Annotated in this window: 17 protein-coding genes and 1 pseudogene; 15 read left to right on the forward strand and 3 right to left on the reverse strand. The window is 66.8% G+C overall.

Translation table 11 applies throughout. The annotated features are described in order from the left end of the window. The first annotated feature begins 122 nt into the window (after positions 1-122). From GPA27_RS02310 to GPA27_RS02320, 3 genes are all read left to right on the forward strand, one after another. Positions 123-1,919, forward strand: a complete 1,797-nt coding sequence (locus GPA27_RS02310; RefSeq protein WP_169137422.1) for a methanol/ethanol family PQQ-dependent dehydrogenase — start codon at positions 123-125, stop codon at positions 1,917-1,919. 171 nt (positions 1,920-2,090) lie between these two features. Continuing rightward, complete coding sequence (locus GPA27_RS02315) at positions 2,091-2,945, forward strand: cache domain-containing protein (protein WP_256222747.1); 855 nt, start codon at positions 2,091-2,093, stop codon at positions 2,943-2,945. A 79-nt stretch (positions 2,946-3,024) separates the two neighbouring features. After that, positions 3,025-3,873: a hypothetical protein gene (locus tag GPA27_RS02320; protein ID WP_169137424.1), complete on the forward strand. Its 849-nt coding sequence runs from the start codon at positions 3,025-3,027 to the stop codon at positions 3,871-3,873. A gap of 18 nt (positions 3,874-3,891) precedes the next feature. On the opposite strand, the gene GPA27_RS02325 is transcribed toward GPA27_RS02320, so the two are convergent. Both GPA27_RS02325 and GPA27_RS02330 read right to left on the reverse strand, forming a co-directional pair. Then, positions 3,892-4,194, reverse strand: a complete 303-nt coding sequence (locus GPA27_RS02325) for a hypothetical protein (RefSeq protein WP_169137426.1) — start codon at positions 4,192-4,194, stop codon at positions 3,892-3,894. A 100-nt stretch (positions 4,195-4,294) separates the two neighbouring features. Beyond that, positions 4,295-6,796, reverse strand: a complete 2,502-nt coding sequence (locus GPA27_RS02330; RefSeq protein WP_169137428.1) for a sensor domain-containing protein — start codon at positions 6,794-6,796, stop codon at positions 4,295-4,297. Positions 6,797-7,261: 465 nt separating this feature from the next. Here GPA27_RS02330 and aotJ point away from each other — a divergent pair, with 465 nt between their 5' ends. The 12 genes and pseudogenes from aotJ (at position 7,262) to GPA27_RS02385 (ending at position 19,141) form a co-directional block, all read left to right on the forward strand. After that, positions 7,262-8,053, forward strand: coding sequence for an L-arginine-binding protein AotJ (aotJ, locus tag GPA27_RS02335; RefSeq protein WP_169137430.1), 792 nt, complete (start codon positions 7,262-7,264; stop codon positions 8,051-8,053). Positions 8,054-8,133: 80 nt separating this feature from the next. Then, positions 8,134-8,826 (forward strand): ABC transporter permease, encoded by a 693-nt coding sequence (locus GPA27_RS02340; RefSeq protein ID WP_169137432.1) that lies wholly within the window; start codon positions 8,134-8,136, stop codon positions 8,824-8,826. 16 nt (positions 8,827-8,842) lie between these two features. After that, entirely contained in the window at positions 8,843-9,580 is a 738-nt protein-coding gene (locus GPA27_RS02345; protein WP_169137434.1) for an ABC transporter permease, read from the forward strand. Positions 9,581-9,702: 122 nt separating this feature from the next. Next, positions 9,703-10,485 (forward strand): ABC transporter ATP-binding protein, encoded by a 783-nt coding sequence (locus GPA27_RS02350; protein WP_169137609.1) that lies wholly within the window; start codon positions 9,703-9,705, stop codon positions 10,483-10,485. Between the two features lie 46 nt (positions 10,486-10,531). Then, positions 10,532-11,578: a GlxA family transcriptional regulator gene (locus GPA27_RS02355; RefSeq protein ID WP_169137436.1), complete on the forward strand. Its 1,047-nt coding sequence runs from the start codon at positions 10,532-10,534 to the stop codon at positions 11,576-11,578. After that, complete coding sequence (locus GPA27_RS02360; RefSeq protein ID WP_169137438.1) at positions 11,572-12,585, forward strand: arginine N-succinyltransferase; 1,014 nt, start codon at positions 11,572-11,574, stop codon at positions 12,583-12,585. Before GPA27_RS02355 ends, GPA27_RS02360 begins: the two co-directional genes overlap by 7 nt. Beyond that, positions 12,572-13,627 (forward strand): arginine N-succinyltransferase, encoded by a 1,056-nt coding sequence (gene astA, locus GPA27_RS02365; protein ID WP_169137440.1) that lies wholly within the window; start codon positions 12,572-12,574, stop codon positions 13,625-13,627. Before GPA27_RS02360 ends, astA begins: the two co-directional genes overlap by 14 nt. A 201-nt stretch (positions 13,628-13,828) precedes the next feature. Then, positions 13,829-14,074 carry a type II toxin-antitoxin system Phd/YefM family antitoxin gene (locus GPA27_RS02370; RefSeq protein ID WP_169137442.1) on the forward strand — a complete coding sequence of 82 codons (246 nt, stop codon included), beginning with the start codon at positions 13,829-13,831 and terminating at the stop codon, positions 14,072-14,074. Beyond that, entirely contained in the window at positions 14,064-14,354 is a 291-nt protein-coding gene (locus tag GPA27_RS02375; protein WP_169137444.1) for a type II toxin-antitoxin system RelE family toxin, read from the forward strand. Before GPA27_RS02370 ends, GPA27_RS02375 begins: the two co-directional genes overlap by 11 nt. Before the next feature lie 61 nt (positions 14,355-14,415). Continuing rightward, positions 14,416-15,255, forward strand: a pseudogene (locus GPA27_RS29405) (type IIL restriction-modification enzyme MmeI); the annotation flags it as partial. A 242-nt stretch (positions 15,256-15,497) separates the two neighbouring features. Then, entirely contained in the window at positions 15,498-17,825 is a 2,328-nt protein-coding gene (locus tag GPA27_RS02380; protein ID WP_246260911.1) for a class I SAM-dependent DNA methyltransferase, read from the forward strand. A 134-nt stretch (positions 17,826-17,959) separates the two neighbouring features. Next, the gene (locus GPA27_RS02385; protein ID WP_169137446.1) at positions 17,960-19,141 is read left to right on the forward strand and encodes a Fic family protein; all 1,182 of its coding nucleotides are present in this window, start codon (positions 17,960-17,962) and stop codon (positions 19,139-19,141) included. A gap of 72 nt (positions 19,142-19,213) precedes the next feature. Here GPA27_RS02385 and GPA27_RS02390 read toward each other — a convergent pair whose 3' ends face one another. Further along, positions 19,214-22,498: a DEAD/DEAH box helicase gene (locus GPA27_RS02390; RefSeq protein ID WP_169137448.1), complete on the reverse strand. Its 3,285-nt coding sequence runs from the start codon at positions 22,496-22,498 to the stop codon at positions 19,214-19,216. Between the last annotated feature and the right edge of the window lie 100 nt (positions 22,499-22,598).

Consider the following 22,598-nt stretch of genomic DNA (forward strand, 5'->3'; position numbering starts at 1 on the left):
AGAGGATTTTCGGTGGCAGCGGCCCGGTGGCACGCCCTTTGCGAACCCTGCAGCCGAATCCGGTCGCCCGGTCAGGGAGGCGGTTTCCAACAATACGACGAGATTCGAAAAGGAGGATTCAAATGGAGCAGATCCGGAAACGCGCAGGGTGGTCCGTCGCGGTGTCCGTCCTCGCGCTGTCCCTGGCAAGCATGGGGAGCGCGCAGGCCAAGGAGGTGACCGACGCGGACATCCTCGCGGATGGCACCGGCAATACCTCGCAGGTCGTTACCCACGGCCTCGGCACCAAGGGGCAGCGTTTCAGCCCGCTGGCGAAGGTGAACCCCCAGACGGTCAAGAACCTCGTGCCGGTATGGTCGTTCTCGTTCGGCGGCGAAAAGCAGCGCGGCCAGCAGTCGCAGCCGCTGGTGCATGACGGCAAGATGTTCGTGACCGCCTCCTACAGCCGCATCTTCGCGCTTGACGTGAAGACCGGCGAGAAGCTGTGGAAGTACGAGCACCGCCTGCCCGATGGCATCATGCCCTGCTGTGACGTGATCAACCGCGGCGCTGCGATCTACGGCAACCTCGTGATCTTCGGTACCCTCGACGCGCAGCTCGTCGCGCTCGACAAGGACACCGGCAAGGTCGTGTGGAAGGAGAAGATCGAGGACTACAAGGCGGGCTATTCCTTCACCGCCGCGCCCCAGATCGTCAAGGGCATGCTCATTACCGGCAACTCCGGCGGCGAGTTCGGCATCGTCGGGCGCGTGGATGCGCGCGATCCGAAGACCGGCAAGCTGATCTGGACGCGTCCGGTGGTCGAAGGCCACATGGGCTTCAAGTACGACAAGGACGGCAACCAGGTCGAGAACGGCATCAGCGGCACGACCAACGCCACCTGGCCGGGCGACCTGTGGAAGACCGGCGGCGCGGCACCGTGGCTGTCGGCCTACTATGATCCGGACGTCAACCTGATCTTCATCGGCACCGGCAACCCGGCGCCGTGGAACAGCTGGCTGCGTCCGGGCGACAACCTGTACTCGTCCTCGACCGTCGCGATCGATCCCGACACCGGCAAGATCGTGTGGCACTACCAGACCACGCCGCACGACGGCTGGGACTACGACGGCGTGAACGAATTCGTGTCCTTTGAGTACAAGGATCCGAAGAGCGGCAAGATGGTCAAGGCGGGCGGCAAAGCGGACCGCAACGGCTTCTTCTTCGTCAATGACCGCACCAACGGCAAGCTGCTCAACGCCTTCCCGTTCGTGAAGCAGATCGACTGGGCCAAGGGCATCGACCTGAACACCGGCCGTCCGCTCTACGATGACAAGAAGCGTCCGGGCAACCCCTTCACCGAAGGCGGCGGCGACGGCAAGAAGGGCGAGGTGGTGCTGAACGCCCCGTCCTTCCTGGGTGGCAAGAACCAGATGCCCATGGCGTTCAGCCCGAAGACCGGCTACTTCTACGTACCGGCCAACGAGTGGGCGATGGACATCTGGAACGAGCCGGTGTCGTACAAGCGCGGTGCGGCCTACCTCGGCGCGGGCTTCACGATCAAGCCGATCAACGACGATTACATCGGCGCCCTGCGCGCGGTCGATCCGGTCAGCGGCAAGATCGTGTGGGAAGTGAAGAACAGCGCTCCGCTGTGGGGCGGCGTCCTCGCGACCGGCGGCAACCTGGTGTTCTACGGCACTCCCGAAGGCTACCTGAAGGCGATCGACGCGACCTCCGGCAAGGAAGTCTGGAAGTTCCAGACCGGCTCCGGGATCATCGCACCCCCGATCACCTGGGAAGACAAAGGCGAGCAGTACATCGCCGTGGTGTCGGGCTGGGGCGGCGCGGTGCCGCTGTGGGGCGGGGATGTCGCCAAGCGCGTGAACTTCCTCGAGCAGGGCGGTTCGGTGTGGGTGTTCAAGCTGCATAAATCCTGATCGGCTGGCAGGGGCCGGGCGGACGCGTCCGCCCGGCGACCGCCCCGGTTCGCCGGGGTGGCCCGCTGAGCCTGCCTGGGCCTGCCGTGTGGCGCCCGGGCGGGTTCAGCCGGCCATCTCGCCAAAGTCTCAACTTCCGATTTTCCGCATCTCGCCAGAGAGGATCCGCACGTGAAACGTCTCCCCCTGAAGTCGCTCGCTGCCGCGACCCTGCTTGCCCTCGCGACGCAGTCCGCCACGGCCGTGGACCGCAGCACCCCGCGCGAGGCCCGTACGCTGTTCGAACAGGCGGTCAAATACATGGAAGCGAACGGCCCCGACCGTGCCTTCGCCGCCTTCAACGACCGTAGCGGCCAGTTCGTGCGCAAGGACCTGTACGTGTTCGTGATCGACGACAAGGGCGTCTACCAGGCGAGCGGCGCTGCACCCGAGGCGCTCGTCGGCCTGACCGTGCTGAACACGACCGACGCGGCGGGCAACCCGCTGTTCCGCGAGATGATCGACAGCACGCGGGTCACGCCCGAAGCGACGGTGCGCTACATGTGGCTCAACCGCCTGACCAACAAGGTCGAGCCCAAGGTCAGCTATGTGCGCAAGATCGGCGGTTACGTGCTGGGCGTCGGTTATTCGGCACCGCGCGCGAGCGCCGACGACGCCCGTGCGATGCTCGAACGCGCCGTCGCACTGGCGCGTAGCGAAGGTCACGTCAAGGCTGCCGCCGCGTTCAACGATCGCCGCGGCGGTTTCGTGAAGGACGACCTCTACGTGTTCATGGTGAACCTCGACAGCGGCAAGTTCGAGGCGATGGGCATGAATCCTGCTTTGTCAGATACTGATGCGAGCGGCCTCGCCGACGCCGAAGGCCACAAGATCGTCGCCGAGATGATCGAGAAGCTGAAATCGGCCGATGCGGCCACCGTGGACTACGTGTGGCGCAATCCGGTGACCAACCGCGTCGAGAAGAAGCGCTCCTACGTGCGGCGCGAGGGTGGCTCGCTGATTGGTGTCGGGCACTACGTGGAGTAAGTTGCAGCAGCATCGGACGCCGGGATTTCCGGCGCCGGGGGTGGGGAAGGTGGCAAGAACGAGGCAGGCGTTCCGAGGGATGTTCGTGCAGGCGCTGGTCGCCCTGTGGGCGCTGGCGGCCGTGGTGCCGCATGCGCGCGCTGGCGACGGGGCTGCGCCCATCGCAGGCCTGTCGGGCCTCACGATTCGCGTGGACGGCGAGGACTGGGGCAGCGCCGCGCGCGACGAGGTCGAAACCCTGCTCAACGCCGTCGCGGATGAACTCACCGGGGGCGCGGCGCATGGACTCGTGAGCCCCGTCGTCGTCAGTTACGCCGCGGGCAGTCCGGTGACACTGTTCGACAAGGGGCACGACGGCGAATACCGCGTGCACCTGTCCGCGCGCAATCGTGGCTGGGCGCAGTATGTCTACCAGTTCGGCCACGAGCTGTGTCACATCCTGTCCAACTATGACCACCGTGCGCACGACACGACGCGTCGCACGACACAGTGGTTCGAGGAGGCGCTGTGCGAGGCGGCCGGCCTCTACGTGCTGCGCAGCATGGCGGTGCGCTGGCGGACCGATGCGCCGTATCCGGGCTGGGAAGCGTACGCGCCCAGCCTGGCTTCCTATGCCGAGCATCTCGTCGCCGAGCCGCATCGCCGGCTTCCGGCCGGCACGTCGGCCGCTTCATGGCTGAAGTCGACGCTTCCCCGTCTGTCGGCCGATCCCTATCGCCGTGGTGACAACGAGGTCGTCGCCAATCTGCTGCTGCCGCATTTCGAGCGCGACTCCGCACGCTGGGTCGTGTTGCGCTATCTCAACCTCGAAGCGGTAAGCGCCGACGGAATTGCCGGCTACGTCCGCGAGTGGCGCGAGGAAGTACCCGACGAACACCGTGCGTTCATCGACGCCCTCGCGAGCACGCTGGGGCTGGCCGAGGGATAGCGATGACGTTGGACCCGCTCAGCGGAATCCGCTCGGATCGCGGTCCATGATGGCGTTGCGCAGGCGGATCTCCAGCGCCAGGCGCTGCACGTAGCGATCCATCTCGCGGTCGCCGACGGCGCTTGCGCGCGGGCCTTCTTCACCACTGAGGCCGGGGCGACCGAACACGCCCGAGTCTTCCTTCAGCTTCATCCCTTCATCGAGCGCTTGCGACTGCCGGTCGAAGGATTTGTCGCTGACGGTGTCTGCTGCGACGGCGGACGGCAGCGCCAGAATCAGCACTGCGCCGAGAAGCGCGAGGGCGGCTGACTTGTGTGTCATGAGCCTCTCCTGAAATTGTGACTCCCTGAAGCCCTTTGTATTTGTTGGACTGCCTCCTGTGTATGTCCACTATAGGTGAGAGGGATGCCGATATCTGTAGTCACCCGGGCGCAAGCGCGGGCCCGGTGCCGCTGGCGCGGGCCTCGAGCAGTCCGTCCAGATCCTGCGCCGCCATCGGGCGACCGAACAGGTAGCCCTGGCCTTCGTGGCAGCCGTGCCGGCGCAGCAGCGCCGCCTGCTCGACGGTCTCGACCCCTTCTGCAACCACTCGCAGGTTCAGCGAGCGGGCGATCTGGATGATCGCGCGCGCAATCGCGCGGTCCTCCGCGTTGCTGCACACGTCGGTCACAAAGGAGCGGTCGATCTTCAGCTTGTTCAGCGGGAAGCGTTTCAGGTACGCAAGGCTCGAGTATCCGGTGCCGAAATCGTCGATCGCGAGTCCGTAGCCCGCACGCTTCAGCGCGTCGAGCACCTCGTGCGCGGCATGCACGTCTTCCACCAGAGTGGATTCGGTCAGTTCGACCTCGATCATGCGCGGCGGCACGCCGGTGTCCCGCTGCGCAGCAGCGAGTGTCGCGATGAGGTCCGAGCGGTAGATCTGCAATCCGGATACGTTGATGCTGACCTGCATCGACAGCCCCGCATCGCGCCAGCGGCGCGCCTGACGGAAGGCTTCGTGGATGACCCACTCGCCGATCGGCAGGATCAGGCCGCTTTCCTCCGCGACAGGGATGAACCGGCTTGGGCCCACCGGCTCGCCGTCGCGCGGCGTCCAGCGCAGCAGCGCCTCGGCGCCGAAGATGCGGCCGGTGCGCATGTTGACCTGCGGCTGGTACACCAGGCTGAACTCGTCGCGCCCGAGCGCCTGCCGCAGACGGCTGTGCATCACCAGGCGCTCGGCCGCCTTCGCGTTCATCTTTTCGTCGAAGTAGCTGAAGGTGCCACGTCCGCACTCCTTGGAGTGGTACATCGCGGTATCGGCCTTCTGCAGCAGCGTGTCGAAGTCGCTGCCGTCACCCGGATAGATCGCGACGCCGATCGAGCCGCCGACGCTCAGCACCTGGCCGTCGATCTCGACCGGTGCGTCCATGCAGGCTTCGATCTTGCGGGCAACGGTGACGACGTCCTCAGGGCACGGGACGTGCTCGAGCAGGATCACGAACTCGTCACCGCCGAGGCGGCTGATCATGTCGGTGCCGTAGAGCGCATGCCGCAGGCGATCGGCGACGGCGACCAGCAGCGCGTCGCCCACCGGGTGGCCGAGCGAGTCGTTCACGCGCTTGAAGTGGTCGAGGTCGAGGAACAGCAGGGCGAGATGTCGCCCCGTGTGACGTGCGTGCTCGGCGGCCTGCGCGAAGCGTTCGCGCAGCAGCGTGCGGTTCGGCAGCCCCGTGAGGGCGTCGTGGCGCGCGAGGAACTGGACCCGCTCTTCAGCCTGCTTGCGTCGCGTGACGTCCGAGAAGGCGCCGACGAAATGCGCGACGCGCCCCGCTTCGTCGCGCACGACCGAGATCGACAGGCGCTTCGGATAGATTTCGCCGTTCTTGCGGCGATCCCAAATCTCGCCTTCCCAGCGGTTCTCGACCAGCAACGTTTCCCACATGCGGCGGTAGAACGCCGCGTCGTGACGTCCCGACTTGAGCAGGGAGGGGGACTGGCCGATCACCTCGGCCGGCGCGTAGCCGGTGATGCGCACGAAGGCGGAGTTGACGCTGATGATGCGGTTGTCCGCATCGCACATCATCAGGGCTTCGCCGCTGTTCTCGAATACGGTGCTCGCGAGCTCGAGCTGGTGCTGCTGGCGCTTCTGCGCGTTGATGTCGGAATAAACCCAGATCGAGCCGCCGTGCGGCTGCTGCGGGTCGAGCGGGCGGCCGACGCGGTAACACCAGATCGGTCGGCCGTCGCGGCGCTGCAGCAGCACCTCGTCCTCGCTGAAACCCTGGGCTTCGAGGCGGTGATAGAGGCGGATGCCGTTCTCCCGCCAGTCCCGCGCCGAGGCGTAGAGCATTGCCGTCTTCCGGCCGACGAGGTCCTGCGCGCTGTCATAACCGAAGATCTCCGCCATGCGGGGGTTGCAGCGCAGGATCACGCGGTCCTGTATGTACGCGATGCCGACGTGCGCGTTGTCGAAGATCACGCGCTGCTCGTCGAGCAGTTCCTGCAGGCGACGCTCGGCTTCCTTGCGTTCGGTGATGTCCTGCAGCGTCTCGATCGCTCCGATCACGCACCCGTGCTCGTCGCGGATCGGTGCCGCCGTGAAGTGGAGCCACATCCCGCCCTGCCCGAGGTGCGGAAAGAAATCCTCGGCCTCGTAGCTGCCCGGAATGCTCTTCGACGGCCGGTACTTGTCCGGGTAGTACGTCGGGATGAGCATCTCGATGCACCCCGAGGCGACCAGGTCGGCCATCACAGGCCGCCGCTCGGGGTAGAAGGGGCGCCACTGGTCCGAGGTGCCGACGATCTCGTCGGCCAGTATTCCGAGCATCAGTTCGCAAGCGCGATTCCAGTAGCGGACGTGGTGCTCGCTGTCGATGACAAAGGTCGCGACCGGCGAACCGCTGACCAGTTCACCGACACGTGTCTCCAGGGTTTCGATCATCGTCGAGTGGGGCGGGAAGGATTGGTTTATAGGAGTTATTTATGGACTTATACGTGAAACAGCTTACTGGCTGCTTGCAGGTCTTGGCGAGCAAAACATGTGCCCGTGGCCCCTCGAGCCCAAAGCCCAGATATTCCGCGGCTTTCCAGTGTGAAGGCGATCGGCGATTACAGTTTTGCGACATTTGCTATCAGCTTTGCCCCGCCCGGACCCGGCGTGCCGATTGCGGAAGGGCCTGATTGACAACCGGAGAGCCTTGTAGCAATGAGGGTTTGCGCGGGCTTCGTGTTTGTCCGCGCGGATTTAGTGCGCTGCAATAGCGGCGGAGAGCCCTCATTGAGGCGCGGGGGATTTTTTGCCACCATGCGCGGCGTTTCCTGATTTTTACCCAATGATGTCGTGGTCTTTCGTGCGTCCCGAACCACGGGCGCGAAACCGCTGTGAAGAACTCATGAGGAATTCCGGATGAAAAAGACTGCATTGCTGTTCGCCATGCTCGCCCTGACCGCGGGCGGCGCCTTCGCAAAAGACTGGAAAGAGATCCGCCTGGCGTCCGAGGGTGCCTACCCCCCGTTCAACATCACCGCCGCCGACGGCTCGCTGCAGGGCTTCGACGTCGATATCGGCAATGCCCTGTGCGCCGAGATGAAGGCCAAGTGCACCTGGGTGAAGCAGGAATGGGACGGCATGATCCCGGCGCTGGTCGCGCGCAAGTTCGACGCGATCATCGCCTCGATGTCGATCACCGAAGAGCGCAAGGCCAAGGTCGACTTCACCGACAAGTACTACGCCTCGCCGCTGGCGCTGATCGCCAAGAGCGGCTCGCCGCTGCGTCCCGACATGGCCTCGCTGAAGGGCAAGAAGGTCGGCGTACAGCGCGGCACCGTCTCCGACAACTTCGCGACCAAGTATTGGGAAGGCAAGGGCCCGGAGCTGGTCCGCTACGCCAAGCAGGATGAAGCCTACCTCGACCTGAAGTCGGGGCGTCTGGACGCCGCGTTCGCCGACTACCTCGAAGCCTACGGCGGCTTCCTGACCAAGCCCGAAGGCCAGGGCTACGATGTCGCCGGCGACCGCCTGTTCGGCAAGAACGCCGAGGAGAAGGGTGTCATCGGCGAGGGCATCGGCATCGCCGTGCGCAAGAAGGACAAGGAGCTGACCGCGCAGCTCAACAAGGCCCTCGCGGCCATCCGCGCCAACGGCAAGTACGAAGAGATCCGCAAGAAGTACTTCCCGATGGACATCTACGGCAACTGATCATTGCCCTGAAGACAAGCGCCGGATTGCCTCTGCAAGCGGCGCTTTTTCTTTTCCCGTTTCCCCGGAGTCCGTGAGTAATGGATGCCCTGATCGAATATTCCCCCAGCCTGCTCGGCGGTGCGTGGGTCACCCTGAAGGTGGCGCTGCTGTCGCTGGTGCTCGCGGTCGCCAGCGGGCTGCTGGGGGCGGCGTGCAAGCTGTCGGATTTCCTGCCGCTGCGCCTGTGGACCATGCTCTACACGACGATCGTGCGCGGCGTGCCCGACCTGGTGATGATGCTGCTGGTGTTCTACGGCGGCCAGCTGCTGCTCAACGAGGTCATCGACTACTTCGAGTGGGAGTTCATCGAGATCAACCCCTTCGTCGCCGGCGTGCTGACGATCGGCTTCATCTTCGGCGCCTATTTCACCGAGACTTTCCGCGGCGCATTCCTCTCCGTGTCCGCGGGCCAGCTCGAGGCGGGGCGCGCCTACGGCATGACCGGCTGGCAGGTGTTCCGGCGGATCATGTTTCCGCAAATGTTGCGCTATGCGCTGCCCGGCATCGGCAACAACTGGCTCGTGCTGCTGAAGAGCACCGCGATCGTGTCGATGATCGGGCTCTCGGACATGACCTCGCTCGCCGACCAGGCGGGGCGCTCCACGCACCAGCCCTTCACCTTCTACCTCGCCGTCTGCGCCTTGTACCTCGCGATGACGGCGGTGTCGGGCTACGTCCTCAACCGGCTCACCGCGCGCTACAACGTCGGCGTCCGCGAAGCCAACGTCTGACGGAGCCGGAGTCATCATGGAACTGTTCGATTTTCAGGTCATCACCAGCAGCCTGCCGGAGTTCTGGCGCGGCCTGCTGATGACGCTGCAACTCACCGGCATCGCGCTGCTGTGCGGCTTCGCCGGCGCGGTGCCGCTCGCCGTGGCGCGCGTATCGAAGAACCGCTGGGTGAGCGGCCCGGTCGCCGCCTACACCTACTTCTTCCGCGGCACGCCGATGCTCGTGCAGCTGCTGCTGATCTACTACGGCGCCGGCCAGTGGCAGTGGATGCAGGCGGCGTGGGAGGCGGGCCACCCGGTGTGGCTGCTGTTCCGCGAACCCTTCTTCTGCGCGCTGGTGGCTTTCGGCCTCAACACCTGCGCCTACACGATCGAGATCATCGCCGGCGCGATGCGCAACACGCCGCATGGCGAGATCGAGGCCGCCAAGGCGATGGGCATGAGCCGTTTCAAGGCGCTGCAGCGCATCGTGCTGCCGTCGGCGCTGCGCCGCATGCTGCCTTCGTACAGCAACGAGGTGATTTTGATGCTGCAGGGCTCGGCGATCGCCAGCGCGGTGACCCTGGTAGACATTACCGGCGCCGCGCGCAACGTGTATTCGCGCCATTTCGCACCCTTCGAGGCCTTCGTCTTCGCCGGTCTCGTCTACCTGGTGCTCACCTTCCTGCTGGTGGGCATGTTCAAGTACGCCGAAGGCCGTTGGCTCGTCCATCTCGCACCACGCAAGGCCACGAAGCGCAAGGAGGCAGCATAATGAACCACGCCGCGACTTTCGAACGGATCAACGTCGGTGACCCCTACAACTCCATCGGCCTGTACGAGGCGCCCCAGGATGCGCTCAACGACGTGCGCTCCGCCGTCACGCAAGGAACTGCAATGAACCAGACCGCTACTGTCGAGCAGGTCCGCGTCGAGGACTTGCACAAGTCCTACGGCGACAACGAGGTGCTGAAGGGCGTGTCGCTGTCGGCGAGTTCCGGCGACGTCATCAGCATCATCGGCTCCTCGGGTTCCGGCAAGAGCACCTGGCTGCGCTGCATCAACTTCCTCGAAAACCCCACCTCGGGGCGCATCGTCGTCGGCGGCAAGGAAGTGGGCCTGACGCGCAACCGCAAGGGCGACCTCGTCGTCGCCGACCCGAAACAGCTGCAGCTGATCCGCACCCGCCTGTCGATGGTGTTCCAGCACTTCAACCTGTGGAGCCACATGACCGTGCTGGAGAACGTCATCGAGGCGCCGATCCACGTGCTGGGCCTCCCCAAGGCGGAGGTGCTGGAGCGCGCCGAGCGCTACCTCGAGCGCGTGGGCGTGTGGAATCTTCGCAATGCCTATCCGGCGCACATGTCGGGCGGCCAGCAGCAGCGCGTCGCGATCGCCCGCGCGTTGGCGATGGAACCGTCCGTGCTGCTGTTCGACGAGCCGACCTCGGCGCTCGACCCGGAACTCGTTGGCGAGGTGCTGAAGGTCATGCGCTCGCTCGCCGAAGAGGGGCGCACCATGCTCGTCGTCACGCACGAGATGGGCTTCGCGCGCGAGGTCTCCAACCACGTGATCTTCGTCCACCGCGGGCGCGTGGAGGAGCAGGGCAATCCCAAGGAAGTGCTGGTGCGCCCGCAGAGCGAGCGGCTGCAGCAGTTCCTGTCGGGCAACCTGAAGTAGTCGCACGTACGCGACGGCGGGCGAGCGCAGTCAGGGCGCGGCGAGGATGCGCTGGGACCGGCCCGTCGATGCGGAGCGCGGCGCACAGCCGCTCGACGTCGCCGTGCTGCTGCTGCCGCCGGTGTCGCTCGGCACGCTGGGCGCCATCGTCGATCCCTTCGTCGAGGCCAACCGGCTGGGCGGGCAGCGCTTCTACGCCGTGCATCTCGTTTCGGCCGATGGCGCCCCGGTCGCGCTGCCCGGCGGGGGCCGCCTGTCGGTCGGCGGTTCGCTGTCCGCGCTGGTGCGCTGCGACGCCCTCGTCGTCGCGTCCGATCTCCATCAGCCCGACGCCAACGCGGCCGACATCGTCTCGCAACTGAAGCGCATCGCGCGCGTCGGCGCCGCCTTCTGCGGCAACCGCGGCGGCACCGGCTGGCTTGCGGCGGCGGGCTTGCTGGACAATCGCCGCGTCGCCGTGCACTGGGAGGATATGACGCTCTACCGCGAGCGCCATCCCGAGCTGGTGCTGTGCGCGAGCCTGTACGAGATCGATGCCGACCGCCTGACCGCGTCGAGCAGCCAGGCGACGCTCGACATGATGCTGTGCGTGATCGCGCAGCAGGTCTCGCCCCGGCTCGCGGACAACGTCGCGCGCCAGTTCGGACTGGACCGCATCCGGCCCGGCCACGAGAAGCAGGCGGTGCCGGCCTCGAGCCGCATCTCGCAGCACCCGCCCAAGCTCAACGAGGCGCTGTTGGTGATGGAGGCGAACCTCGAGGAGCCGCTCGGTTCGGACGAGATCGCCGAATGCGTCGGTATCTCGCGGCGCCAGCTGGAGCGGCTGTTCAAGCAGAACCTCGACATCCTGCCTTCGCGCTACTACCAGGAACTGCGCCTCGAGCGCGCGCGCCAGCTCATCGTGCGCACGCAGCAGTCCATCGTGCAGATCGGCCTGTCCTGCGGCTTTTCGTCGGGCTCGCACTTCGCGACCGCCTACCGCGCCCATTTCGGCATCACGCCGCGCGAGGACCGCTCGCGCGCCACGCTCACCGGCAGCCAGGGAACGGATCCCCGCGCGGCCGGCGCGCCCCCCACGGAGCCCTCATGCTGACGATCCGACCCGCCCAGCATTCCGACCTGGACGCCCTGGCCGAGACCGCCGCGCGTGCCGGCGCCCCCGACGTTTCGCTGCCGAACGACCCCAGGCTGCTCGAACGCCTCATTGCGCAGAGCGAGGACGCGTTCGCGGCCGACATCGACTTCCCCGGCGAGGAGCAATACCTGCTCGTCGCCACCGACGGCGGTGCACTCGTCGGCGCGATGCTGGTCGTCGCCGCGGCCGGGTACCCCGGCGCCGACTACTCGTTCCGCAACGAGACCATCATCCACGCCTCGCCCGAGCTGGGCGTGAACCACCGCATGTATGCGCTGACGCTGAGCCACGAGCTCTCCGGCTTCACGCTGCTGCGGCCGCCGCTGGTCGCACGCGACGGCCGTCGGGCCCGCGTCGAGCGCGCGCTCGTGCAGGCCGCGCTGGCGTTCATCGCGATGCAGCCCGGACGGTTTGCCGAGGACCTGATCGCGCCGCTGCCGGGCATGGTCGACGACGATGGCGAGTCGCCGTTCTGGTCGGCGGTCGGGAGCAAGTTCTTCGGTGTCTCCTACCGCGAGGCGGAGCGGCTGGCGCTGGGCAAGGACCGCAGCTTCATGGCCGAGCTGATGCCGCACCATCCGATCTACGTGCCGCTGCTGCCCGAGGGCGCGCAGAACGTGCTCGGCCAGACCCGCGCGGGCTACATGCCGACCTATGGCCTGCTGATCGACGAGGGCTTCGAGGCGGAGCGCTACGTGGACGTGTTCGACGGCGGGCCGACCTTCTGCCTCAAGCGCGGGCTGGCGCGCTCGATCCGCGTCGCCCAGACGCTTCCGCTTGCGGTGGATGAGGCCATCGGCCGCAGCGAACCCGAGAGCCTGCTGGCGAACGGCGAGACGAGCCGCTTCCGCGCCGTGCTCGCGCCCGCGCTGCGGCGCCCCGACGGCCGCCTTGCCACCACCGCGGATGCCGCGAGCCGGCTCGAACTGATCGACGACGACGAGGTGTGCTGTGTCCCGGCATGAACAGGCTTCCCTTCCCGCTTCCGCCGGCCGCTTCATCGTGCGCGTCGCGCGTGCGGACGACGCCGCGGCCTTCCATGCGCTCGTGATCGAGGCCGACGGCGCACTGGAGCGCCATGCGGAATCGCCCGAGGCGAGCCGCGCGACGCTGGAGCGAGTCGGGCGCAGCCTCGCCGGCGAGGCGAGCGACGCGGAGCGCGGCTACCTGCTGCTGCTGGAGGACCGTGCGAGCGGGGAGGTGGTCGGCTGCGTCCAGCTCGCGTGCAGCATCGGCCTGGATCAGCCGTTCTACGACTATCGCCTCGGCAAGATCGTCCATTCCAGTTCGCGCCTGAAGTCCTACCGCTGCCATGACGTGCTCTACCTGTGCAACGACCTCACCGGCTGCAGCGAACTGCACAGCTTGTACGTGCGGCGTGATGCGCGGGGGATGGGCGGCGCGGAACAGCTGACGAAGGCCGCCCAGCTCTTCATCGCCACGCATCTTGCCGAGTTTGCGCCGCGCACCATCATCGAGATGCACGGCGTGCGCGGTGCCGACGACACGTCGCCGTTCTGGGAGGCGGTCGGGCGGCACTTCTTCAAGGTCGACCAACGCGGCGCCGAGCGCCTCGTCGCGCAGGGCCGCAAGGCCTTCATCGCCGAGCTGATGCCCAAGCATCCGGTCTACCTGAGCCTGCTGCCCGAATCGGCGCAAGTCACCGTCGGCGGCATCCACCCCGAGGTCGCCGCGCTCGCGCGCCTGCTCGAACAGGACGGCTTCCACTTCGAGAACCACGTCGACATCTTCGATGCCGGCATGGTGCTGGAAGCGCACACGCGCACGCTGAACGGCGTCGCCAACAGCCACGAAATCGCTGTGGAGGAGGGCAATCCGGCGCAAGGGGCAGGAGCGTGGTGGATCGCGGCGGGCGAGGGCGCGGGCTTTCGCATGTCCGCTGCCGCCGGCGTGCTCATCGAGGACCGCCTGCGTCTGTCTCCAGAGACCTTGTGCGGGCTCGGCGTACAGTCCGGCGCCGCGTTGCGCGCGCTGGGTGCGACATAAGGGCTGCCGCCAGTCGCGGCTGCGGACCGTAGGGCGGGAGGAGCGCAGCGCATCCCGCCAATCCAGCCTCCCGCGACATACCCAGCGCCGCATGGCGGGATTCGCCTTCGGCTCCTCCCGCCCTGCGCCTGCTAATCGGCCCATCGGCCTGTTGTGCTATATTTGGCATCAATTAAGATGTCTTTTATGTCGAGGCTCACGATGGACAAGATCATCGCCAACATGACCGTGAGCGTGACCGAGCTCAAGCGAAACTTTGCGGGCATTCTCAGGGAGGCGGACGACTGTCCCGTGGCCGTCCTGAACCACAATCGGCCCGAAGCCTATCTGCTTTCGGCCGCTCACTACGAGCGCCTGATGGCGTACCTCGAAGACCTCGAAGACGCCCGGACGGTGCGCGAACGCGCCGATGGGCCATTCGTCGAGGTCGGTCTCGATGACCTATAGGCTGCGCTTTCACGAACTCGCGCTGCAGGAGTGGAGGAAGCTGGACGGCTCCCTGCGCATGCAGTTCAAGAAGAAGCTGGAAGAGCGCCTCGAGAACCCGCGCGTACCTTCGGCCGCACTTGCGGGTATGCCCGACTGCTACAAGATCAAGCTGAGAAGTGTGGGCTACCGGCTCGTTTACCGTGTGGATGATGACATCGTCTTCGTGACGGTGATCGCCGTCGGCAGACGGGACGGAAACCGCGTTTACGCGCAGGCCCAGGGGCGCCTCGAGGAATAGCATCGCAGGGCACGAAGCATCATCCCCCCAGCATTCCCCGAGCGGTTAACTTCCCCGCTTCATGCCGCCCGGAAGCCCCGCCGTGACCGCCTCGCTGATCGCCACCTTGCCCCCGCCCGCCGTCGACCTCTTCATCCAGCGCTGGCAGAAGGCCGGCGGCAGCGAGCGCGCCAACTACCAGCTCTTCCTCACCGAGCTGTGCGCGCTGCTCGACCTGCCCCTGCCCGAACCGGCCGGCGACGACACGCGCGACAACGCCTACGTGTTCGAGCGCCGCGTCGTCATGCGCCAGCCCGACGGCAGCAGCAACAACGGCTTCATCGACCTCTACCGGCGTGGCACCTTCGTGCTGGAGGCCAAGCAGACCGGCAAGACGCTCGACTCCTCCGGCTGGGACAAGGCCATGCTGCGCGCCCACAACCAGGCCGACCAGTACGCCCGCGCGCTGCCCGCCGACGAGGGCCGCCCGCCCTTCATTCTCGTCGTGGACGTCGACCGCAACATCGAGCTGTACGCCGAGTTCAGCCGCTCAGGCGCCACCTACACGCCGTTCCCGGACCCGCGCAGCCACCGCCTCCGCCTCGAAGACCTGCGCCGCGAGGACATCCGCGAGCGCCTGCGCTGCGTCTGGCTCGACCCGCAGAGCCTCGACCCGGCGCGCCGTTCCGCGCGCGTCACGCGCGAGATCGCCGACCGCCTCGCCACCCTCGCCAAGTCGCTCGAAGCCGCCGGCCACCCGCCGCAGAAGGTCGCCGGCTTCCTCATGCGCGCGCTGTTCACGATGTTCGCCGAGGACGTCGGCCTGCTGCCGGCCAGGAGCTTCACCGACCTGCTGCTGAGCCTCAAGGATTCGCCGCTCACCTTCGCGCCGATGCTCGAACACCTGTGGCAGAACATGAACGTCGGCGGCTTCTCGCCCATCCTGCGCGGCAACGTGCTGCGCTTCAACGGCGGCCTGTTCAGCGACGCCACCGCCATCCCGCTCGACCGCGACCAGCTCGAACTGTTGCTCAAGGCCTCGCAGGCCGACTGGCGCTACGTCGAGCCGGCGATCTCGGCACCCTGCTCGAACGCGCCCTCGACGCCCGCGAGCGCCACAAGCTCGGCGCCCACTACACCCCGCGCGCCTACGTCGAACGCCTCGTGCTCCCCACCGTCATCGAGCCGCTGCGCAGCGAATGGAAGGAAGTCCAGACCGCCGCGCTCGCCTTCGAGCAGCAGGGCAAGCACCGCGAGGCCGACGTCACGCTCGAACACCTCAAGCGCCTCGAAGGCGAAGTGCTCAACCTGCTCCACGACCTTGGCGAATCGCAGGGCCTGCTCGAACTTGAAGGCGTCACCGTCGACCCGCACCAGTTCCTCGGCCTCGAGATCAACCCGCGCGCCGCGAAGATCGCCGAGATGGTGCTGTGGATCGGCTACCTGCAATGGCACTTCCGCACCCACGGCTCGGTGAACCCGCCCGAACCGGTGCTGCGCGACTTCCGCAACATCGAGCACCGCGACGCGCTGATCGCCTACGAGCGCGAGGAACTCGTCACCGACGAAGCGGGCCGTCCGGTCACGCGCTGGGATGGCGTGACGTACAAGCCGAGCCCGATCACCGGCGAGCCGATCCCGGACGAGACGGCGCAGACGGTGCAGGTGAGATACGTGAATCCGAAGAAGGCGGAATGGCCGCAGGCGGATTACATCGTCGGGAATCCGCCGTTCATCGGCTGCAAGCGGATGCGGGCGGCGCTTGGCGACGGCTATGTCGACGCGGTGCGCGGCACCTGGCCGGAAGTGCCGGAGTCGGCGGACTTCGTCATGTACTGGTGGCACATCGCCGGCGAGCGTGTGCGCGCCGGTGGCGCGCAACGCTTCGGCTTCATCACCACCAACTCGATCCGTCAGACCTTCAACCGGCGCGTGATCGAGGCGCAGCTCAGCGCGAAGAACCCGCTGTCACTGGCTTTCGCGATTCCCGATCATCCGTGGGTCGACGCGGCGGACGGGGCGGCGGTACGGATTGCGATGACGGTGTGCGTAGGCGGAGAAACGGAGGGAAAGCTGCTCAATGTGATCGAACAGCGAGAAACCGATCGTGACGACGTCGATGTAACGCTCCAGGAACGGACAGGAAAACTCTTTGCAAATCTGAATGCCGGAGTAGATGTCGCTGGAGTGAAGGCATTGCGCGCCAATCTCGCAATTAGCTCCCCGGGTGTGAAACTGCATGGCTCGGGTTTTATCGTCACTGCCGATGAAGCACAGCAACTCGGCGTTGGCCAAGTCGACGGACTGGACAAACACATTCGCGCATATCGCAATGGTCGCGATCTCGCCGACCACCCGCGTGCCGTTTACGTAATCGATTTGTTCAGTTTATCGGCAGACGATGTTCGCCGTCGATTTCCAGCCGTCTACCAAAGGGTTCTGGAACGGGTGAAACCTGAGCGCGACCACAATGGCCGAGCGGCTTATCGCGACAACTGGTGGATCTTCGGGGAAGCGCGTAGAGACTGGCGCTCGATGGTTGCCGGTCTGTCCTCCTACATCGCCACCCCAGTTACGGCAAAGCATAGAATTTTCCAAGCACTCGGTACGGACGTTCTGCCCGATGATGCGCTGATGAATATGGCGATTACGGATGCCGCTGTACTTGGAGTTCTGTCGTCGCGCGTACATACGAAATGGGCGTTCGCTACTGGTAGTACCTTGGAAGATCGTCCGCGCTACATAAAATCCGCGTGCTTCGAAACCTTCCCCTTCCCCGACGCGCTCCCCGAGCAGCAAGCCCGCATCCGCGACCTCGCCTTGCAGCTCGACGCCCACCGCAAGCGCCAGCAGGCGCAGCACCCGGCGCTGACGCTCACCGGCCTGTACAACGTGCTCGAAAAGCTGCGCAGCGGCGAGACCCTGAACGCCAAGGACAAGGCGATCCACGAGCAGGGCCTGGTGTCGGTGCTGCGCGAGCTGCACGACGCGCTCGACGCCGCGGTGTTCGACGCCTACGGCTGGAGCGACCTCGCCGCCGCCCTCGTCGGCCGCCCCGGCGCGACCACCCCGCTGCCGGATAAGCCCGAGGCGCAAGCGGAGGCCGAGGAGGAACTGCTGCGCCGCCTCGTCGAGCTCAACGCCCGCCGCGCCGCCGAGGAAGCCCGCGGGCTGGTGCGCTGGCTGCGCCCGGACTACCAGAACCCCGGCGCCACCGCCGCCCCGCAACAGGTCGAAGCCGAACTCGGCGAAGCGGAGGACACCGAAACCGCCCCCGCCGCGGCGCCCGCCGGCAAGCTCGCGTGGCCCAAGAACATGCGCGAACAGGTCGCCGCCGTGCGCGCCGCGCTCGCCCGCCAGAGCCTCACCGCCGAGGCGATCGCCAGCCAGTTCAAACGCTCGCCGAAAGCCGCCGTGCAATCGGTGATCGAGGCGCTGGAAGAACTCGGCATGGTGCAGCGCGAGGGCGAGGCGTACCGGCTGCAGGGGTGAGCGTCGCGGCGATGGTTCGATCATGATGCCAATGGCACCGGACATTCCTTCGGACAACAATTTTCCGAGAACAACGCCAAGCAACTGATATTGCGATATAAACTGCCATATCAGTCACGGACATTCCAGCGGACATGATCGCCCATGAAATCCCCGATATCCGGCTTCGCGTCGACACCGACCGTTTCGGGCCGGTGCTGTTCGAGATCGGCGTCGATCCGGAACGACTCCGGCTGACGATGCAGCGCGTCGAGGACGCACATGCGCGGTTTGTGCACTCCCCCTTGGCGCAGGTCGCCAACAAGCTCGAACGCGAGGTCATCGCCAGCAGCATCTACGGGACCAACACCATCGAAGGGGGCATCCTCACCGAGGATGAGACCCGCGCGGCGATGGATCTCGACCCCGCGCAGGTACAGGAAATCGAGCAGCGGCGTGTGCTCAACATCAAGGCGGCATACGGCCGGGCGCGGCAGGCTGCACTCGATCCGGCGTGGGCGCTCTCGATCGATTTCATCACCACCATCCACGGGCTGATCACCCACGACCTCCCGCACCCCGACAACCGGCCCGGGCTGATCCGCAACAATCCGAAAGGCCGCATCACTCACGTCGGCAGCCCGCAGCATGGCGGGCGGTACAAGCCACCGCAGTATGAGCGCGACATCTGGCGGCTGCTGGAGGGACTGCTGGCATGGCACCAGCAACTCGCCGAGGCCGGCGTGCATCCGCTGGTGCGTGCGCCGCTGGTGCATTACTACTACGAACTGATCCATCCCTTCTGGGATGGCAATGGGCGTGTCGGGCGGGTCATCGAGGCCACGCTGCTGCAGGCTGCGGGCTACGAGTACGCCCCCTTCGCGTTGACGCGTTACTACCTCGACAACATCGACGCTTACTTCACGCTGTTCAATTCCTGCCGCAAGGCGGCCGAAAAGCATCAGCCGCATCCGAACACGGCCTTCGTGCTGTTTCACCAGGAGGGGATGCGCCTGACGATCAACGCGCTGCACGATCGTGTCAATCGGCTCGTCAGCATCCTGCTGTTCCAGAGCCGGACTCGCGAGCTGCTGGACAGCAAGGCGATCAATGCGCGCCAGTACACCATCGTGTCGCAACTGCTGACCCAGGGCCGCCCCGCGCCGCTTGGCGAACTCCGGCACACGCCGTGGTATGCGAGCCTCTACCTGAAGCTTAACGACAAGACGCGCAGCCGCGACCTGAAGAAGCTCCGGGAGCTGGAACTACTCGTTCTCGACCAGGAGGACCAGCTGTGGCCGGGCTGCGTGCAGGTCCGCAATCCCAGAGCGCTGTGACCCTGCCGGCTCGCGCGTCGTTGAACGAGTTGGGCGCGCTGCGCTGAAGACACGGAGCGGGGACTGACCCGGTCAGGCCGTGGCAGCAGGCAGGGGTGCGAGCAGCGCGGCGATGTCGTCCGCGCCGAACTTGGCGAGCGCGTTGGCGTCTTCCGACAGGACGCCGGCGGCGAGTGCGGCTTTGCGTTCCTGTAGTGCGAGGATGCGTTCCTCGATGCTGCCGGCGCAGATCAGCTTGAACACGAACACCGGCTTGTCCTGGCCGATGCGGTGGGCGCGGTCGGTGGCCTGGTTTTCGGCGGCGGGGTTCCACCACGGGTCGTAGTGGATCACGGTGTCGGCCGCGGTGAGGTTGAGGCCGACGCCGCCCGCCTTCAGGCTGATCAGGAACACGGAGGCGCGCCCGCGCTGGAAATCCTCGACCGGCGTGCGGCGGTCGCGCGTGTCGCCGGTCAGGCCGACCCAGCTGATCCTGGCGCGGTCGAGTTCGGCGGCGATCAGCGCGAGCATCTGCGTGAATTGCGAGAACACCAGGATGCGCCGGCCTTCCGCGATCAGCTCGGGGAGCATGTCCATCAGGTGGTCGAGCTTGGCGCGCTCCTTGACCCTGGCCGCGGCCGCAGTGCTCTTGAGCAGGCGCGGGTCGCAGCACACCTGGCGCAGTTTCAGCAGCGCGTCGAGGATCACGATCTGGCTGCGCGCGAAGCCCTTCGCGGCGATCTCGCTGCGGATCTTGTCGTCCATCGCCGCGCGCACGGTCTCGTACAGGTCGCGCTGCCCGCCTTCGAGGCCGATGCTGCGCACGATCACGGTCTTGGGCGGCAGCTCCTTCGCGACGTCTTCCTTGCGCCGGCGCAGCATGAAGGGCTTGATGCGGGCGGCGAGGAGGTCGCGCCGCTGGGTGTCGGCGCGCTTTTCGACCGGCGTGCGCCAGATGCGGGTGAAGTCCTTGCTGGTGCCGAGGAAGCCGGGCAGCAGGAAGTCGAACTGCGCCCACAGTTCGCCGAGGTGGTTTTCCAGCGGCGTGCCGGTCAGGCCGAGGCGATGGCGCGCGCGCAGCTGGCGGATGACCTGGGCGCCCTTGCTCGCGGCGTTTTTGACCGTCTGCGCCTCGTCGAGGATCAGCAGGCTCCACTCGCGCGCCTGCAGCGCGTCGGCGTCGCGCCACAGCAGGGGGTAGGTGGTCAGCGCGACGTCGACGCCGTCGAGCTGCTCGAAACGGCTGTGACGGTCGGGGCCGTGCAGGTTGAGCACGCGCAGCCCGGGGGTGAAGCGCGCCGCTTCGGCCTGCCAGTTGAACACCAGCGAGGTCGGCAGGATCACCAGCGCAGGCCGGTCGAGCCGTCCGGCGTGTTTCTCGGTGAGCAGGTGGGCGAGCGCCTGCGCGGTCTTGCCGAGGCCCATGTCGTCGGCGAGGATGCCGGCCAGATCGTGGCGCACGAGGTGTTGCAGCCACGCGAGCCCTTCGAGCTGGTAGGGGCGCAGCACGGCGTTGAAATCCGCCGGTGTGGCGACGGGCTGAATGCCGCGGGCGTCGTGCAGGCGGCGGGCGAGCTCGGCGAGCGCGTCGCGTCCGCGCCCGGGCAGGTCGAGGTCGGCCAGCCGCGCGGCGTCCAGGCGCGACACGCGCAGCGCCCCTTCGGGGCGGTCGAACAGGTCCACCAGCGCACCGACGAGCGGCTTGAGGCGCCCGGCCGCGATGCGCAGCCGGCCGAGGTCGTCGTGGTGCAGGATGATCGCCTCCGCATCGGCGATGCGTTGGAGCCCGCCGCCCAACCAGCGCGTGTCGCGCCCGAAGAGTTCGGCCAGCAGCGGCGCGAGGGCGAGCGTGCGGCCGTCGACTTCGATGCCGGGCGAGATGTCGAGCCAGCCGCCGTCGGTTTCGTCGACGTCCAGCGTCACATCGGTGACGTCGATGGCGTGGTGGCGGAAATCGGGCGGCAGTTCGATCGCCCAGCCTTCGGCGCGCAGGGCCGGGATTTCGTTGGCGGTGAATGGGCCCCAGGCGTCTTCGCTGGCGAGGCCGAAGGCATGTCCGGGGAGGGTGTCGTAGGTGCTGGAGACGCTCCTCAGGCCCACCTTGCCCAGCCCGGCCTGACCGAGGCGCCGGATGGCGGCCGATTCCGCCTTGGTGTCGCGCTGCAGCCGGGCACTGCGGCCGTCGGGGAGGGTGTGGAACATCGGCGCGTCGCCGGGCGGGATCGTCAGCGGGCCGTAGCGGAACGCGAGCGTCGCGTAGTCGAACAGCGTCGCGCCATAGCGCGGGTAGCTGCGGAAGTTCACGTCGTAGACGTAGAGCGTGTCGATGCGCAGCACCGGGACGGGCGGGCCGGACAGCTCCAATGGCGACTCGCCGAGCGTGCTCGGCAATGGCAGGGCAGGGGCGAGTTCGGCGAGCGTCGCGCTGATCATCTCCGCTTCGACCGGCGTCAGCGGCGGCAGCCACAGCAGGCGCACGACATGTTCGGCGGGGGCGTCGAGGGTGATGGGGCCGGTCTCGTTCGCCTTGCAGTCCACGTACCAGGGCGGCAGCAGCGGCAGCACGACCTCGGCCGGAGGCGTCAGGCGTAGTTCCGGCGCGCGTCGTCCGTCTGCGGTGCTGAGCCATTGCGGCGAACCGGGGCGTGCGTCGCCCAGGCTCAGCGGAGCGGCGCCGAGCTCGTCGAAATAGGCACGCCCGCAATGTGCCAGGCGCGTCATCAGCTGTTCGGCGTTGCGGCCATCGAGCGGTAGCGCGTCCTGGAAGAAGCGCCCGCGCAGGCGCTGGCTCCAGAGCAGGCCCAGGATCTCGAGATCCGCGTCATTGACGAAGGACGGCGGCGTGTCGAGCGCCCGCTCGATGTTCTGCCAGCTCTCGGCCTGTCGAACCGAGCCGTTGCGACCGAGCCGCGCCTTGAAGCAGGTCACGGCGTACTGCTGGTAGCCGTTGTGGAAGCGGATCAGGTAGAGGAGCGTGTGCTGCACGGTGGGCGCAGGCTTGCGCGTCGCCGGCGGTTGCTGTGCCGTGATGCCGCGGAACGCCTCGATCCAGGCGAGGATCTGTTCGCGCGGGCGTGACGGATCGCTGGCGCGCACCGTCAGCCAGCGCAGCAGGGTGGCGGCGACGTGTTTGCAGTCGATGCCGACCGGGCAGGAGCAATACGAAACGAGTCGCGGGGAACGGGGATGCGGGGCACCCGCGAATTGCACCACCACCTGATAGGGCCGCGACCGTGTGCCCTGGACGCGGGCGCGCAGGGTTTCGCCATCGCGGGCGAGGTCGGAGACAGCGCCCAGATAGGCGCGCCCCTTTGCGACCTCGTGGGCGCCGAGCCAGCGCGTGATGTCGGTTTCGGTGCAGGTGTCGAGGATGCTCATTGGGTCGGAGGCGAGGAACAAGGAGGAGGGCGCTTGCCTCACCTGCGTTGTTTCAGTCGGTGCTGGAGGTGCGGGGCCGGGGATTATTGCGGATTCCGAT

This window comes from Aromatoleum toluolicum, from assembly GCF_012911005.2.
GTDB classification, from domain to species: domain Bacteria; phylum Pseudomonadota; class Gammaproteobacteria; order Burkholderiales; family Rhodocyclaceae; genus Aromatoleum; species Aromatoleum toluolicum.